Annotated in this window: 9 protein-coding genes; 5 read left to right on the forward strand and 4 right to left on the reverse strand. The window is 43.7% G+C overall.

Annotation, left to right across the window (positions count from 1 at the left end; genetic code table 11):
* Positions 1-22: 22 nt before the first annotated feature.
* The gene (locus G6N79_RS13485; RefSeq protein ID WP_103905234.1) at positions 23-1,813 is read right to left on the reverse strand and encodes a chloride channel protein; all 1,791 of its coding nucleotides are present in this window, start codon (positions 1,811-1,813) and stop codon (positions 23-25) included.
* Between the two features lie 264 nt (positions 1,814-2,077).
* On the opposite strand from G6N79_RS13485, the gene G6N79_RS13490 reads away from it, so the two are divergent.
* Positions 2,078-4,213 (forward strand): S46 family peptidase, encoded by a 2,136-nt coding sequence (locus G6N79_RS13490; protein ID WP_394341696.1) that lies wholly within the window; start codon positions 2,078-2,080, stop codon positions 4,211-4,213.
* 92 nt (positions 4,214-4,305) lie between these two features.
* On the opposite strand, the gene G6N79_RS17575 is transcribed toward G6N79_RS13490, so the two are convergent.
* The 3 genes from G6N79_RS17575 to pckA are packed head-to-tail and all read right to left on the reverse strand — an operon-like array spanning position 4,306 to position 7,812.
* Positions 4,306-5,169, reverse strand: coding sequence for a DUF6265 family protein (locus G6N79_RS17575; RefSeq protein ID WP_200818756.1), 864 nt, complete (start codon positions 5,167-5,169; stop codon positions 4,306-4,308).
* Between the two features lie 32 nt (positions 5,170-5,201).
* Positions 5,202-6,227 carry a class 1 fructose-bisphosphatase gene (gene fbp, locus G6N79_RS13500; RefSeq protein WP_103905231.1) on the reverse strand — a complete coding sequence of 342 codons (1,026 nt, stop codon included), beginning with the start codon at positions 6,225-6,227 and terminating at the stop codon, positions 5,202-5,204.
* Positions 6,228-6,237: 10 nt separating this feature from the next.
* Complete coding sequence (gene pckA, locus G6N79_RS13505; protein WP_103905230.1) at positions 6,238-7,812, reverse strand: phosphoenolpyruvate carboxykinase (ATP); 1,575 nt, start codon at positions 7,810-7,812, stop codon at positions 6,238-6,240.
* 528 nt (positions 7,813-8,340) lie between these two features.
* On the opposite strand from pckA, the gene G6N79_RS13510 reads away from it, so the two are divergent.
* From G6N79_RS13510 to G6N79_RS13525, 4 genes are all read left to right on the forward strand, one after another.
* The gene (locus G6N79_RS13510) at positions 8,341-9,342 is read left to right on the forward strand and encodes an LLM class flavin-dependent oxidoreductase (protein ID WP_103905229.1); all 1,002 of its coding nucleotides are present in this window, start codon (positions 8,341-8,343) and stop codon (positions 9,340-9,342) included.
* A 317-nt stretch (positions 9,343-9,659) separates the two neighbouring features.
* Complete coding sequence (locus tag G6N79_RS13515; protein ID WP_103905228.1) at positions 9,660-11,480, forward strand: FAD/NAD(P)-binding protein; 1,821 nt, start codon at positions 9,660-9,662, stop codon at positions 11,478-11,480.
* A gap of 781 nt (positions 11,481-12,261) precedes the next feature.
* Positions 12,262-15,765 (forward strand): SusC/RagA family TonB-linked outer membrane protein, encoded by a 3,504-nt coding sequence (locus G6N79_RS13520; RefSeq protein ID WP_103905227.1) that lies wholly within the window; start codon positions 12,262-12,264, stop codon positions 15,763-15,765.
* 11 nt (positions 15,766-15,776) lie between these two features.
* Positions 15,777-17,252 carry a RagB/SusD family nutrient uptake outer membrane protein gene (locus G6N79_RS13525; RefSeq protein WP_160003626.1) on the forward strand — a complete coding sequence of 492 codons (1,476 nt, stop codon included), beginning with the start codon at positions 15,777-15,779 and terminating at the stop codon, positions 17,250-17,252.
* Position 17,253 lies beyond the last annotated feature (1 nt).

Consider the following 17,253-nt stretch of genomic DNA (forward strand, 5'->3'; position numbering starts at 1 on the left):
TGCTGTGCGCTCTAATTTTTGATTATTCAAGATATTGCCCTTGCCGTATCAATAAGCTCCTATACTTATTGAACACCGATGATTTGGAAATAAATCCAAGGTAATGGTCATCCCCATTCACTACGGGAAGGATCCACACATCTTCCTTGTTCATTTTTGACATGACAACATCCATGTGTTCATTTTCCAGAATAATGTCATTTGGTTTCTGTGCCAACACCGCAAATGTTTTATCCCGGCCATCCTCCTCGCCCAACAAGATGGAAAATAACCGTTCGCTATAAATGATACCGACCAATTTGCCCTTCTCATCAACGATCGGAAAAATATTCCGCTTGGAATGGATGATATCCGATTGCCGATCCAATGGTGTTTCCGTAGGTCTAAGGACCACGAAATTGGTCTCCAGAACATAACGCAGCTTCATCATGCTCAAAACGGTCCGGTCCTTATCTTCATACGAGATCAAGTCGCCCGATTCGGCAAGTACCTTGGTATAGATGGAGTGTTTCATGACCCCGCGGTTAATCAGATAGGATATCGAGGACACCAGCATCAAAGGCACCATCAAGGTATATCCGCCAGTTATCTCGGCTATCAGGAAAATACTGGTCAATGGGGCGTGCATAATTCCCGCCAGAGCGCCGGCCATGCCTGCCATCACAAAATTGGGAACATTCAATTGGATAAAACCGGTCTGATTTACCCCGAAGGCAAAAGCAAAACCGATCAGACCGCCCATCACCAGACTGGGACCGAATACCCCACCGTTTCCACCACCATTGATGGTGAAAAGCGAAGCGAAGGATTTCGCGAACAGCGTAAGAACGGTATAGCACACCACCACCCAGGCGAGTTCGCGATATTCCGCAAAGAGCGAATTTTTAACGATCGCATTGAAGTGGCCATCCAACATCTGTTGGATCGTAATATATCCTTCCCCATACAATGCCGGAAAAAGAAAAATCATAATTCCCAGCGAAATACCGCTGAACCACACTTTATTATATGGATTCTTGATATTGGCGAACCAATTTTTCACCACATTACTGATCTTGGAAAAATAAACCGAATATAATCCGACCAAACCAGCCAGCAGGATATAGAAAAATATAGACTTCACCTCCCAGTCCGTTGCTGCCGTATGGAAAAGTGGTTCCGAATACAGGATCCGTGAAATTACAGCTGCCAAAGCAGAAGATATCAACAAAGGGATAAAAGCTGGAATGGAAAATTCGGTCAGCAGGATTTCAATAGCGAAGATCATGCCCGCGATGGGGCTATTGAAAGCTCCTGAGATACCCGCAGCTGCACCACAGGCGAGCAGCATGGTGACTTCCTTATAGCTCAAGCCGAACAGACGCCCGATATTTGATCCGATGGCCGATCCGCTGAACGCAATGGGTGCCTCCAGACCTGATGAACCACCCGAACCTACCGTGATGGCAGCAGTGATGATCTGCGAATAGATATTCTTGGGGCTGATGCGGCTCGATTTCCGGGAAATGGCATAGATAATGGGTGTAATACCATGTTCCATCTTTTTTCCGGGCATAAACTTACGCACATATAGTACGCTCAGGAAGATACCCACCAGTGGGAAAATAAGGTAGAGGGAATATTTAAAATGCCACTCGATGTCATCCTGAAGCAGGGCTGCAATAAAATGGGTCATGCCTTTCAAAAGTGCCGCCGCCAAACCTCCCACGATCCCCACAAGAAACGCGCAGACGATTAAAAAATTTCGATTGGAAATCTTCTGCATCCGCCACTTGTTGATCTGCTCAAGCTTTTGAATTAAACGTTCTCTCATCTTTCGTTTGCTCGGGAATTCACCTCAGAAGACCGGAAATTATCCTTTTCCAATCCTCATTTCCACAAGGAAATAATCCCCTATAAAATTGATTAATCTGTGTAACACCAAATATTGATGCAAATATAGGAAGCATTTATCAGAACGCTAAATAATTCGGCAGAAGACCTTCTGCACCGAAATTCCCCATTCCCCATAACATTTCTTATTTTTGGGGTTGAAATCAAATCTATTGTTATGATAAATCTATTGAAAGTTGGTATAATGGCTGCTTTCCTGACGACAGGAACGGTTATCATTCCAAATGCCATTCCTGATGAGGGAATGTTTCCCTTAAGTGAATTAAGTAAGGCGGGATTAAAGAAAGCAGGATTAAAAATTTCGGAGAAGGATATCTATAACCCGGGCAGCATCGGTTTAGTGGATGCATTGGTGCAGGTGAGTGGCTGTTCCGGATCCTTTGTATCTCCGAATGGACTTATTATCACCAACCACCACTGTGCATTCTCGGCCGTTCAGCTGGCCTCGACGCCGGAGCACAATTACCTGGAAAATGGATTTGTGGCAAACTCCCACGAGCAGGAGATCGAAGCCAAAGGTCTTAGTATTCGGATTACGGATTCCTATGAGGATGTTTCCAAGCAGGTCCTGGATGCTGCCGCGAACCTGACCGACCCTGCGCAGCGGATCGATGCCATCAACGCAAAGCGAATTGCCCTTGCGAAAGAAGCTGAAGCAAAAGATCCAACCATCAAGGCGGAAGTATCGGAGATGTTCATCGGTAAGACCTATGTCCTATTCAAATACAAAACCATCGAAGATGTGCGATTGGTCTATATTCCAAGACAGAACATCGGCGAATTTGGCGGAGAAACGGACAACTGGGTATGGCCTCGCCATACGGGTGACTTCTCGTTCCTGCGCGCTTATGTAGCTCCTGATGGCAAGTCTGCAAAATATGCGAAAGAGAATGTGCCCTATAAACCAAAGAAACACCTTAAGGTAAATCCGAATGGCGTCAATGAGAACGATTTTGTGTTTATTTTGGGTTATCCAGGTAGGACCTTCCGTCACCGCCCGGCACAATATATCGAGTACCAACAGAAATACCTCCTTCCCTACACCTCCGAACTGTATGATTTCCAAAATCAACAGATGGAATTGGCAGGCAAGGACGATAAAGCGATGGAGTTGGCCTTGGCCACGCGTATCAAACGCAATGCAAACGTCCTGAAAAATTACCGCGGTAAATTGAAAGGGCTTCGCAACATTGACCTGGTAAATACCAAGATCAAGGAAGATCAGGAATTGGCGCAGTTTATCGAAAAGGATGCTGCCCTAAAAGCACAGTACGGAACGTTGATGTCCGATATCGACAAGCATTATGAGCAAGTGTTCGCAGATGCCGAAAAAGAATTGTGGTACAATAACATCTACTCCGGTATCCGCAGCTTACAGTTCGCCAGTTTAACAAACAGTTTCAAAGATGCACTCTTGGCAGAGAAGAGCCCGGCAAAGCGCAAACAGCTGTTCGATGCCAACGTTGAGAACTACAAGAAACAACTTTTAGGCTTACATGAAAGTTATAATTTGGCGGTGGACAAACAGATTGCAGCGCATATGTTCGGACAGGCGGTGAATCTTCCGGCAAACAACCAATTGCCGTTGCTAAAGAAACATCAACTGTCAACTGCAGAGGCAGCAGCTGCCTATAGCAATAAGGTATTGTCGTCTTCCAAATTAACCGATTTCCCGACTTTTGCGGCCAATCAGTTGAAAGATGCATCGACTTTCCTAGCCTACAACGATGAGCTGATGGATCTTCAGAAAGAACTGGCGCAAGAAATGACCCCATTCTTGGCGACACAAAAAAGCAGAGAGGGAAACCTGAATAAGTTAATGGCCGACTATGTGGCGGTTAAGGAAAAATTCCAATCCAAAAGCTTTATTCCAGATGCCAATTCGACCTTGAGGTTAACCTTTGGAAATATCAAGGGATATAGCCCTGTTGATGCAAGCTACATGGCTCCTTTCACTACGGTAAAAGGTATCATTGAAAAAGGCAACTCCGGGCTACCGGAATTTACCTACCCGGAGTCCATCAAGCAAAATTGGCTGGACAAGAATTTTGGGAACTACCTGAAGAAAGATTTGAACGATGTGCCTGTGAACATATTGTACAATATGGATACCACAGGGGGTAACTCGGGCTCTCCTATCATGAATGCGCATGGGGAATTGATCGGGGTCAATTTTGACCGTGCCTACGATGCAACGATTAATGACTTTGCATGGAATGAAAGCTATAGCCGCTCCATTGGTGTCGATATCCGTTATGTATTATGGATTGCGGATAAAATTGACAATGCACAATTCATCATTAAGGAAATGGGTATTTAATCGATACCTATCCACATAAATAAAGGGGCTGATTCACATCGGCCCCTTTTTTATTCAACCCAATGATTGAATGGTAGAAATAAAAATTAGTATTAGAATTTGGATTTGGACACTTTTGCAGCGTTCGGAAGATACGTTGGTAAAGCAGCCGATCCATACCATTTATAAATGCTATATGACAAAATACCCGCATGAATGGCCGGATCGGACTCCAATACTTCTTTAACTTCTTCAACTGTATGCAGGTTATTCAAAATAAATAACCCTCTGTAATTATCTTCATTCTTTTGGAAAGGACCTGCAACGATCAGCTTTCCTTCTTCGACCAACCGTTTGATGTTTGCCATATGGCCCTTGAACTTTTCATTGATAATGGTCTTGTCCTGCTCCTTACTATCGCCCGTTTTCAGAACGACAAAGAAATAAGATTTCATACCATACTCATCAGCGCCAAGTTCCTTGGCCAAGGCTTCATCGTATGTGGTTAGTGCAGGGTCCAACGCTCTTGCTTGCGCAAGAGTGTTAGACCTATTATACACTAAATTATGGGCTTTCTGTTCATTCGCAATGCGCACGCGCATTTGCTTTTCGTTCAGTTGTTCATAGGCAATTTCTTTCGGGAAATCATGCTGCTCATTCCTGAACACCAATGTTTGCCCCTCCATCGCCCCAACAAACTCCACAATCTGGTTTTTATTCTGCCCGAGCACTTGCGCGGACAGCACCAACTTGCCATCTTTAAGAGCTATCTGCAGGTATTCTTGAACCTGCATCTGCCCATTGGCATCCTGTTGGTATGTAAAGCCTTTCAGCTCATTCGTATTGATATAGTCCCAGTGTTCCGTATTCTTGGATTGCTCCTGTTGCCAGTCGCCGACCAAGAACTCGGGAATTTTCACTTGCGCCGTCAGGGCATTCGCCAGACAAATCGCCACAGCGCTCAACATTAATTTCATGATCTTTATTTTTTACCAAAATAAAGAAAATGTTAAGCAAATGTTGGTTCCGCTTTTGAAAATTCACGGATATACTGCTCTACCAACTCCACCATGTTCTTGCTCCCGATGATCAGGGGCACACGCTGGTGCAATTCGGTCGGCATCACATCCAATATCGGCATGGTACCGGTTGACGCACGACCACCGGCCTGCTCAGCGATAAATGCCAACGGATTGCACTCGTACATCAAACGCAGCTTCCCATTCGGATAACTGTAGGTATCCGGATATAGGAATAACCCGCCCTGAATCATGTTCCTATGAAAATCAGCTACCAAAGATCCGATATACCGTGAGGAATATGGACGCTTCGTTTTCGGATCGATTTCTTTGCAGAACTGCAAATAGTTTTTGATCGCTTGTGAAAACTGATTGTAATTGCTTTCGTTCACGGAATACGTACGGCCATCTTCAGGGATCTGCAATTGCGGATGCGATAAGCAGAACTCACCAATGGATGGATCCAATGTAAAACCATTGACTCCTTTTCCCGTGCTGTACACCAGCATGGTAGATGACCCATAAATCACATAACCGGCCGCCACCTGGCTTCTTCCGCTCTGTTCAAAATCACGATCTTCCATCCCATCAGCAGTACTTACACGTCTGTATATGGAGAAGATAGTTCCAACCGATACATTGGAATCGATATTGGACGAACCGTCCAATGGATCGAAATAAACCATGTACTTGCCAACAGCATATTGTTTCTGTTGCGTCAGGTCCTTTCCTTCTTCATGTTCTTCAGATGCCAAGTAACAGCACTCTCCTACCTTACGGAGTGCATCCATAAAGTGGTTATCGGCAAAAACATCCAATTTTTGCTGTTCTTCTCCTTGGACATTGGTTTCTCCCTGTTTACCAAGGATATCTGCCAAGCCCGCTTTATTGACCTCGCGGTGAACGATCTTTGCGGCCAAGGAAATGGCCTGCAGCAATCGGGTAAAATCACCTTTTGCCTGCGGAAATTGCATCTGTTGAGCAGAAATAAACTGCTCTAGGGTTTGAATGCTCATCTGTATAGAATTAACCTACAACTTTTTCCAATTCAGCAACCGAATATTGCGCATAGTTCTCCTCGAACATTGCTTTCAATTTGTTCGCCATCTCTTCGTATGCTTCGGTATTTTCCCACATTTTGCGCGGGCTTAAAATATTGCTTGGTACATCCGGGCATTCGCGTGGCATCTGCAAGTCAAAAACAAGGTGTTTTTCGAAACCTGCTTCCGATAGGTGACCATCCATTGCGGAACGGATCAACTGACGGGTATAGGACAGCTGAATACGACGTCCTACGCCGTATGGACCTGCAACCCAACCTGTGTTCACCAACCATACCTGGATATTTGGATTCTGCTCCAATTTACGCTTCAACATTTCTGCGTAGCGCATTGGGTGCAAAGGCATGAAGGCAGCGCCGAAACATGCAGAGAAAGTCGCTGTAGGCGTTTTTACCCCCATCTCCGTACCGGCAACCTTAGCTGTATACCCATTGATGAAGTAGAACATGGCTTGCTCTGGAGTCAATTTGGAAATCGGAGGAAGTACACCGAACGCATCTGCACTAAGGAAGAAAATGTGTTCCGGAGAATCTCCATAACCTTTTGGATTGACATTCTCCAAAAACTCGATCGGATAAGAAGCGCGCATGTTTTCGGTAATGCTATTATCGTTATAATCTACTTCGCGCGTACCTGGTTTAAAATTCACGTTCTCCAATAGCGCACCGAAACGGATTGCATTGAAAATCTGTGGTTCATGCTGTTGCGTCAAACCAATTGTTTTTGCATAACATCCACCTTCGAAGTTAAATACTTCATTTTCTGTCCATGCGTGCTCATCATCGCCGATCAGTAAGCGTCCGTGGTCAGATGATAGCGTTGTTTTCCCTGTTCCTGATAGGCCAAAGAACAAGGCTGTATCCTTATCCTTGCCCACATTTGCGGAACAGTGCATGGTTAATACATTATGTTTGGTCGGTAAGTAATAGTTTAATGCCGAGAATATACTCTTTTTGATCTCACCGGTATAGGCTGTACCCATAATCAAGACAATATGTCTAGTTAGGTCCAAAACCACACAGTGGGAAGTCGGAAGGCCTAGGGCTTCATGATCTTCCAATTTCAATTGCGATGCCGCAAGGACGGTCCAATCGACAGACTCCTGGGTGTTGACATCGATATTGATGAACATGTTGTTCACGAAAATATCCTGACATGGATTTTCCGTTACGGTAAGAACGTTCTGCGCATAATCTTTATGATTACAAGCTTGAACTGAACGTACATACACAGGAATGTTAGACAGGTATTGGCTAACACGGGTCAATAATTGGTCAAACAATTCTGGGCTTACCGGTTTATTCACCTTCCCCCAGTTGATTTGCTCTGCAGTTTCCGCATCTTTTACCAAAAAACGGGACTCTGGTGAGCGACCGGTAAAAATACCGGTTTTAAAACATAAAGCGCCGGTCTCACTCAGCTCAGCATCTTTATTGTTGATTGCATGTTCTACCAATTCGGGAACGGGTAGCTGGAAATAAACGGGGCCTACCGGTCTTATACCTAAGGCCTCCAATTGAACACTGATTAATTTTGTCATATATAGGCTTTATTTTGCTTGCAAAGCTATATATATTTTTAGCAATAAAAAAAGAATATTTAGCATATTGTAAAATATACACAATTATAACAAATTGATTTATAGTGATTTAAATTTTAAAATTAAAATTATCATAATTTAGCAAAGAAATTAGTCATTTTGGGATTTATCAAGCAATCTGCGTTTAAATGATTTAAAGCTGGTTTTTAGCTTTTTAACACCTTAAAAGGACAATTTTTGGCGTAATGCAAAATTTTCAATCGGAAAATTCGGTTAGAATTTTAGCCTGCTAAAATTAATTACCAATATGTATTTATAAATTGACAATATATGTTTAGTTATTCAAATAAAATGTTAGGATATGCACCCTACCTTTATTTATCGAATAACATAAAATTTAGCAAGCGCATCAAATCGAATGAAAAAAGCGGATAAAAAGTGATCCCGCAAAAGTGTTCTGACAATGGAACCATAATTCCCTACATTCAGATTACAATCCTAAAGCGATTTAGGATGTATCTTTACCGAATGAATAAAATCAATTACTCTGCCTTAGAATTAGCAACCATCACCAAGAATAAAACCGCTGGCGACGCCATTGCACGCGCTACAGTTGGTGCACAATATATCGATGAATTAGGTTTCACGCGGATGTGGCTTGCCGAACATCACAATATGGAGCATATTGCGAGCTCAGCAACCTCAGTACTCATTGGCCATATCGCCGGGCATACAAAAAATATCCGCGTCGGCTCGGGTGGCATTATGCTGCCAAACCACGCCCCTTTGGTCATCGCCGAACAATTCGGAACACTCGAGGCCATCTACCCAGGTCGGATTGATTTGGGTTTGGGACGGGCACCTGGAACAGATCAGATTACTGCCATGGCTTTGCGCCGCAACAACCTGAATACCGCTTTTTACTTTAAGGACGACGTTCTTGCCCTGCAGCAGTTTTTCAGTAAGAACAATTACACGTCCAAGGTGCGTGCTTTCCCAGGCGAAGGACAGGATGTGCCGATCTGGATTTTGGGTTCCAGCACCGATAGTGCATTTTTGGCTGCAGAATTAGGCTTGCCTTACGCTTTTGCGGCACATTTTGCACCGCGCATGCTGGAAACTGCCGCTGAAATCTATCATGCACATTTCAAACCTTCGGAGCAATTGCAAGAGCCCTACTTTATGGCCTGCGTCAATATTGTCGCCGCAGATACCGATGAAGAAGCACAGCACCTGGCCACCAGTCTGTTCAATCTTTTTTCCGGAATAGTAACCAATCGCAGGATGCCGTTGGCACCGCCAACAGAAAGACCTATCTATGAAGGTATTCAAGAAATTGAACAGGCCGTTGACAACATGATGGATAGCACCCTTATCGGAACTCCGCAGACCATTGCCGAGGGATTAAAAGTGCTTATCAAGAATACAAAGGCCCAAGAAATTATGTTTACCAATTACATTTATGATGATGAGAAAAGATTGAGGGGCTTTAAATTGGCGACTGAAGCTTTTGAAATCATTAATGGATAATCGCAGTTAATTTTACCAGATCAGCGCATTTGCGCCAGGATCCCTGGTGATGAGCCATAAAATTTATCAGCTTATATAAAACAATATCCAGTTTTATTCCTTTTAAAAAATATAAGTTATTCTTTACCAAAGAATAACTTATATCACACTTACTATGTAATGTATATCACATTTATACATGTGGTATTTTTATAGCTTTGGTTAATAAATTAAGGGTCATGTATTGAACTTTGTCATCTGACGAGTTTTTTACATAATTTATGTTCCCAATGCATAAACTAGATAATAGAGTACACATTTACAGTTAATAAAATCCAATGATTTGGAATTCATCCCATATTGACCCATCTGAAGTGGACTTATGGTTAAATCATAACATCCTAGAACCTGCGGATATTTACGTGGCCGATCTTCCTATGCACTACATTGGCCTCGTTGGTGCTGGACCTAAAGGTTTATTTGCACTGATTAAGTTTGTTGAGGCTTATATGATGGCTGATTCCATTGAACATGTTGAACTTCACTGGTTCAATACCGACAAAACTTTCGGAACGGGCCCCTACTTTAGCAAAGATATTCCAACTCTATTTACCTTACATGATTGTATTGGAAACATCTCCTGCTATAGCAAAGAGACTTCCGAGCGTGGCATGTTAAAAACTGTATCCCTATTCGATTGGCTTAGCGAACATAGCCGTTCGGAAGATATGCCCAAGAGATCAGATTTTTGTTCACGCGAGTTATTTGGCCACTATCTAAAGGACCAACTCCATGCGATTATCCAACAGTGCCCCCCTAGCCTCCATATCAAGATGCTGCAGGCTACTGTGGATGATGTAGATCGTCGTGGAGATAATTTCACCCTATCAACGAACAAAGGTGCTATGCCCTTTACCTACGAATCGGTGTTGATCGCCAGCGGACATTCATTTTCCAGGGATTCCTACCGCGATGCTCAGTCCAATGGGTCCATCATCATGGAACCCTACCCATTGGAAAAATTGGATTTTATACCGGCCAGACAGGAAGTGGCCGTCCAGGGAATCGGCTTATCCTTTTCGGATGTAGCACTATATCTTACGGAAGGACGAGGTGGCATATTCTATAAACAGGACAATGAATACAAATACCTGCCTTCAGGTTTTGAGCCCAAATTATATCCATTTTCTAAGCGGAGCCTTCCGACCCTGCCGCGCGGGATCTTTTGGGAGGGCCACCAATTTGTACCCAAGATCATGGATGAGGTTTGGATGGACAGGTTACGGCAATTGGGGCGGCATTTAAATTTTAAAGAAGATATCCTGCAGGATTGGAACCTGGAATGTCAAATTGCCTTTTATGAACAGTTTCCCGATACAAACCATTTTTCGGATGTGGAGATTCTCCATCTCATCGAAAACTATGACAGGGAACAGATCTTTTCCATCAACGCGCTGATTGATCCATTGGCGTATTCCAAAGTTCCACCGGACTCCCATTACCAAGAGTTTATCGTGGATCTTTCCATGTATTGCCTACAGCATTCAAAGGGCGGCGAACTGAAAAGTCCCATGGGTGCAGCGATTGGTGCATTTAGGGAAGGCTTTTACAAAATTATCCAACTCCATGAGGAAATCGGATTTGATGAGGAATCACAGATTTTATTCCTAACGGAATGGATGAATTATTTTGGACACATTAGCTTCGGATCGACAAGAGATGTCAATGAAAAACTCTTTTGTCTAGTGAAGGACGGCTATATAAATTTCCTATTTTCTGACACGCCAAATGTGGAAATGGCTGATGACCAATTTATCATTAGCAATGACTATATCAGCAAAACATTTGATTACCTGATCGATAGTCGCCTAACAAAAGGTGACCTGAACAAGAACAACAATACCCTGCTGTCGAACCTATGTTCCAAAGGAATGATCTCCGAGCTTCGACTGAACAATTGTGCAACCGGCAAAATTGACCTGGAGAACGGGAAAGCAAGGAACGCTTATCCAAATTCGATACTTTACTTCTACGGTATTCCTGCAAATGGCAGATCACTTTTCAATGAGCACCTATCCCCAAATCTTTATGATTATGCGCGCAATTGGGCTCAAGAGTCCGTAGCAAGAATCAGCAAAAAGAAATACGTAAATGCCTGAACCCTATACAGGTGCATTTAAAAGGACTATTCAACATGTTTACAAAAACTTAACACCGATTTAATGAATCAATTAAATCCCGCTGGTATATTTGATAAACAAAAAAGATAAATGTTATGATTAAAGATGAAGAACTAACACAAGAATTGAATTCCTTTTTTAATGAATTCTTATTTGATGGTGATGATTTTAACTCAGAAGAGGATTAAAATCCACCATCAATTACCCTTCTCTCTCCACTTCACCAACTACCTTTCTTTCTACTTCCATTTGCTTTATTTGAAATTGCTTTTGAGATTTTCTCGCCAGTGCGCTATTTCTAAATGTTCTGTTTAACAGGCTTGGAATTCCTTCCCCAAAAAACCTTCTTGATTATGTTTTTGTTACCAAACTTTTGGTAAAACTTACAACACGAAAGAAAAAAATTATTATTCGGAAATTTCGTCGGTAACCTGCAAAATATACCAAAAACAACACACTAAACCTATACATCATTCAGACAATCAACACATTAACAGAATTATTGTCATATTTTTTTATCAGATTTTAATTTTAGTTCCCTAATTTTAATTTATTGTTAACAATTAGAAATGTTTGAATTAACAAATATTTCTATGAATCAACAATAAAACCAATTAAAACCATTCCCATTAGACTTATTAGGGGATTAAAACCAGTATTGATGAAACCACCGTAGACGTTATCAAGAGTTGACCATGCACCAAAATGTGCTTTACAAGAAATTAAATTAACCAATTTATCAACTTAATTATGATCATTTATGTATTTCTACCTTAACCTAAAGAGATATATGCAGCTATTGGGCCGTTTGAACCAAGAGGCGCCAAAGTCCTTAAAATGGATCTTGATTTTATTTCTGCTCCTATTGTATAGCGCGCTCTTGCAAGCAAAAAGCAAATCGCACCATAAATTCCGAACGGATGAACATCACGATCCACACACGCGTCACGGATCTGTATCGGACAGTACAAGAACGGCAACTACGCCCGTTCAACTGATCGTTAAAGGCCATGTCAAAAACAGTTCTGGGCAGCCCTTATCGGCAGCAACTGTTGTCGTCAAGGGCACACCCCGGAGTGTCTCTACCGACCGGAATGGGAATTTCGAAATTCAAGCCAGTGGAACAGAAACGCTAATCATCCGCTTTGTGGGCTTCAGGACGCAAGAGATACCCATCGGAGGGCGTTCTGAAATTACCGTAATCATGGCGCTGGAAGACAAAGCCATTGAAGCGGTAGATGTCGTAGCCACAGGATTCCAAAATATAGACAGGCGAATTTTTACGGGTGCAGCCACGCAAGTGAAAGCAGAGGATGCACAGCGATTTGGTGTACCTGACGTTTCTCGGATGCTCGAAGGTCAGGTGGCTGGGGTTTCCATGCAGAACGTATCGGGAACCTTTGGCGCTGCACCCAAAATTCGTGTGCGTGGGGCAACCTCCATCACCGGGGACAACAAACCCCTATGGGTAATCGATGGTATTATCATCGAAGATGTGGTCAATATCTCAAACGACCAATTATCAACTGGGGATGCGAACACCCTCCTCGGATCGTCCGTAGCAGGGATAAATCCAGACGACATTGAGAGCTTTGAAATCCTGAAAGATGCAGCCGCAACATCTCTATACGGTGCGAGGGCCATGAATGGGGTCATAATCATCACCACCAAGAAAGGAAAGGCCGGCACACAATCGGTTTCTTACCTAAACAACATGACCAGTTACCTTCGGCCAAGCTATACGCAATTTGATATCCTCAATTCCTATGACCAGATGTCCATCTATGCAGAGCTGGCACGGAAAGGAGCCATTGACTATGCCCTGATCCGTAACAACATGAACTCCGGAATTTTCGGCAACCTTTCCCGGGCATTAACTACTTGGCGGGAAGATGGAACACCACTCGTGCAAAATACCCATGAAGGCCGAGAGGAATTTTTGAGTCGGTATGTCCGCCAGAATACGGATTGGTTCAATACGCTTTTTAACAATTCCCTGATGCAGGAGCACTCCCTGAGTTTCTCGAACGGTACGGATAAGGTCCAAACGTATTATTCCACTTCCTTCCTGCAGGACAATGGATGGGCGAAATCCAATGGCGTCAGAAGGTACACCGCAAATATCCGAGGCAATTACAACATTTCCGATAAACTGACCTTAGGCTTATTGACGACCGGATCCATCCGTGACCAACGAGCACCGGGAACATTGGGACAGGATAGCAACCCCATCACAGGCGTTGTGTCTCGGGATTTTGACATCAACCCCTTTTCATACGCCATGAATACCTCCAGAGTCATTGCACCATACGATGAAAATGGCAACCATGAGTTCGTCACCATGAACTACGCCCCATTTAATATCCTCCATGAATTGGAAAGGAATTACATGGACCTGAAGATGTTGGACCTAAAAGTGCAGGGAGAGATCAACTATAAACTTCCAAAAAATATCCGATACAACTTCATTGGTGCCTATCGCTATGCCAGTACGGGAAATGAACATAAGATTTATGAGAATTCCAATTTGGCGAATGCCTATCGTGCCGGTACCAATTATGATGTCACGGGCAATGAAAGTGCTGTCATTGCGGATGCGAATCGATTTCTCTATCGCAACCTTAATAATCTTGAAGCACGCCCGACCACAGCCCTGCCGTATGGTGGCTTCTATATCACAAGCGAAAATGGTTTGAAGAGTTTTTACCTCCGGAACAGCTTGAATTGGGACCTCCATACCGACAAGCATTATTTTACAGCTTTTGGCATTCAGGAAATCAGGTACCTGGACCGCATGTCCAAAGAATCCATAGGCTATGGTTACCAATTTGAAAAAGGCGGGGTTCCGTTTATCGACCCCAGGATGTTTACGAGGAATGTAGAAAGCAACTTTCCTTACTTTAAAATGAACGTCTTTCAAGATCGTTTTGTGGCCTTCGCCTCGAACCTCACCTATTCCTACGACGGCCGGTATCAATTCAGCGGAACATACCGCTATGATGGATCCAATCAATTGGGACGAAGCCGAGTGGCGCGCTGGTTACCGACATGGAATCTTTCCGGTTCCTGGAACATCGATCAAGAAGCCTTCATGAAAGATCAGCAATTCTTCAACAGCTTGGCGCTCCGTGGTACCTATGGATTAACGGCCAGTATGGGACCGGCCACCAATGCGAGTTTGGTCTTGCGATCCAACTCCGTCAATCGACCTCGGTTAACCGACCAAGAGCCTGTGATCCGATTGGAATACCTCGAGAATAAAGACCTCACCTGGGAAAAGCAATATGAAACCAATATTGGTTTGGATGCGACCTTTCTCAATCGCCGCTACCAGGTGGTCCTGGATTTCTACAACCGGGAGGCCTTCGATCTAATCGGCCCACTCTTTATCTCCGGAATTGGCGGGGAGCACATGAAATTTGCCAATTATGCCAATATGCGGACCCGTGGGCTGGAAGTGCTCTTGAAAGCCTCCATCTTCGATTCGGAAAACTGGAAATGGAAGGTTCAATTGACCAATGCATTCAACAGGACCCGGATCACGGACTTAAGGAACGAACCGAATATTTGGAACTTGGTGAACTCGGTCGGTGCAGCTAAAGAAGGTTTCCCACACCGCAGCCTATTCTCCATCGATTTTGTCCGCTTGAATGATGAATTGGGCACACCATTATACGTGAATCAGAGTGGCGATGTTTCCGACAACATCTTTCTGCAGAGCATACAGACCGATTACTTGAATTATGAAGGGCCTGTAGATCCGACTATTAATGGTGGTTTCTTTAACAATTTTACCTATAAAAATTTACAGCTCGGTGTTCTGGTAACCTATAGCGCCGGTAACAAGGTCCGACTGAACCCCATCTATAGGAATTATTATTCCGAACTGGATGCCATGTCCCATGATTTCATCAATCGGTTTACCCTACCCTATGAGGCACTATCACCATCCATCCCTACAGCGAGGACCAATTCCAGGCTAACAGGCGACCAAGTGTACAATGCATACAATTACACGTCAGAACGGATTGCCGATGGTGGTTTTATCCGCATGAAACAGATTACGTTGGGTTATAACCTTCCTACAAAATTCCTACAGGGTACAGGGCTAAAGAATATATCCTTGAATCTCGTGGCCAACAACCTGTTTTTGATCTATGCGGATCCACGACTGAATGGACAGGATCCCGAATTCTATAGCTCAGGAGGGGTTGCCCTACCTATGCCACGACAATTTACATTCTCACTTAAGGTTGGACTCTAATTATGAAACTCATGAAAAGAATAACATGGTTACTATTGATGGCCATTAGCATTGGCCTCTCAGGCTGTTCCAAATTTTTAGACACGCCTCCCGATCAACGAACCGAACTAGATGCTGTTGACAAGATTGCTGAACTGTTGACTTCAGCCTACCCAGCGGCCAATTACATTCCATTTTTCGAGGCTGCATCCGATAATGCGGGCGATAAGGGGACCGGGCGAACGGAAGGCGATATCATGAATTACAACCCTTGGATCTATCGCGATGTGGATAGCCGTGACATGGATAGCCCTTCACATTATTGGTATGGTGCCTATAAAGCCATCAGCGTTGCCAATCATGCGCTCCGGGCCATCGAAAAGATGAATAAACCCAAGGAAACTGCCTCGCTCAAAGGCGAAGCCCTAGTGGCAAGAGCTTATGCGCACCACATGCTCTGCATTGCTTTTGCGGCAAACTATGACCCTAACACCGCAGCTACTACACCAGGAATACCCTATGTTACGGAGCCGGAAGATGAGGTCCTTAAAAAATACGATCGCAAGACCCTGCAATATGCATACGATCAGATTGAAAAAGATCTGCTGGAAGGGTTGCCCTTATTAGACAACAGCAGGTACAAAGCTCCAAAGTTCCATTTCACGAATACCTCTGCTCATGCTTTTGCCACCCGTTTCTTTTTATTCAAGAAAGATTACAAACGGGCAGCGGAGCATGCTGAAGCTGCGTTGGGCAGAGATATTGCCAACTATATACGCCCTATAAATAGCCCGGCCTACCGTACTATGGAATACAACACCAGGCAGCAATGGTATTCTTCCTCTGAACATCCGTTTAATTTATTGCTGGCGGAATCGCCCAGCACGTGGGGGCGAAATTATCCATTCAATCGTTTCGGGCTTACCTATCCCATCTATTATGAATTGGTTTTGCGGGGGAATATCTCCACTGGACAGATGACCTATGGCTTCTTCGGTGGCAATGCGCTGGTGATTCATATCCCGAAATTCAGGGAACAGTTTGTAACCGCGAATGTCAATGCTTCATTTGGAATTCCTTACAACCAGATCCCACTATTTACAGGAGATGAGCTCCTCCTCAATTGGGTGGAAGCACTGGCCAGGCTGCAACAATTTGATTCTGCCATAGAACTACTCAATACCTTCATCAGCAAAAAGGTGATCTACAACACGGAGGTTCGGGAATATGTACCCGCTGTCCATAACCTGAATGTCACCAAGATCAACAATTATTACGGCAACCAAAACCTGGAGGAAAACATCATTCGTACCGCGCTGCATTTCAAACGCGTTGAATTCTTATTTGAAGGCTTGCGTTGGATGGATATCCTGCGCCACAGAATTACAGTACGACATATGCTATATGATGGATCGGAAGAATATATCCTTGGCCCGAACAGTAATCTACGCATGTTCCAGATCCCTGATGAAGCAGTTATGTCAGGTGTAGAACGGAATCCACGGTAAT

The sequence above is a fragment of the Sphingobacterium lactis genome, from assembly GCF_011046555.1.
GTDB classification, from domain to species: Bacteria; Bacteroidota; Bacteroidia; order Sphingobacteriales; family Sphingobacteriaceae; genus Sphingobacterium; species Sphingobacterium lactis.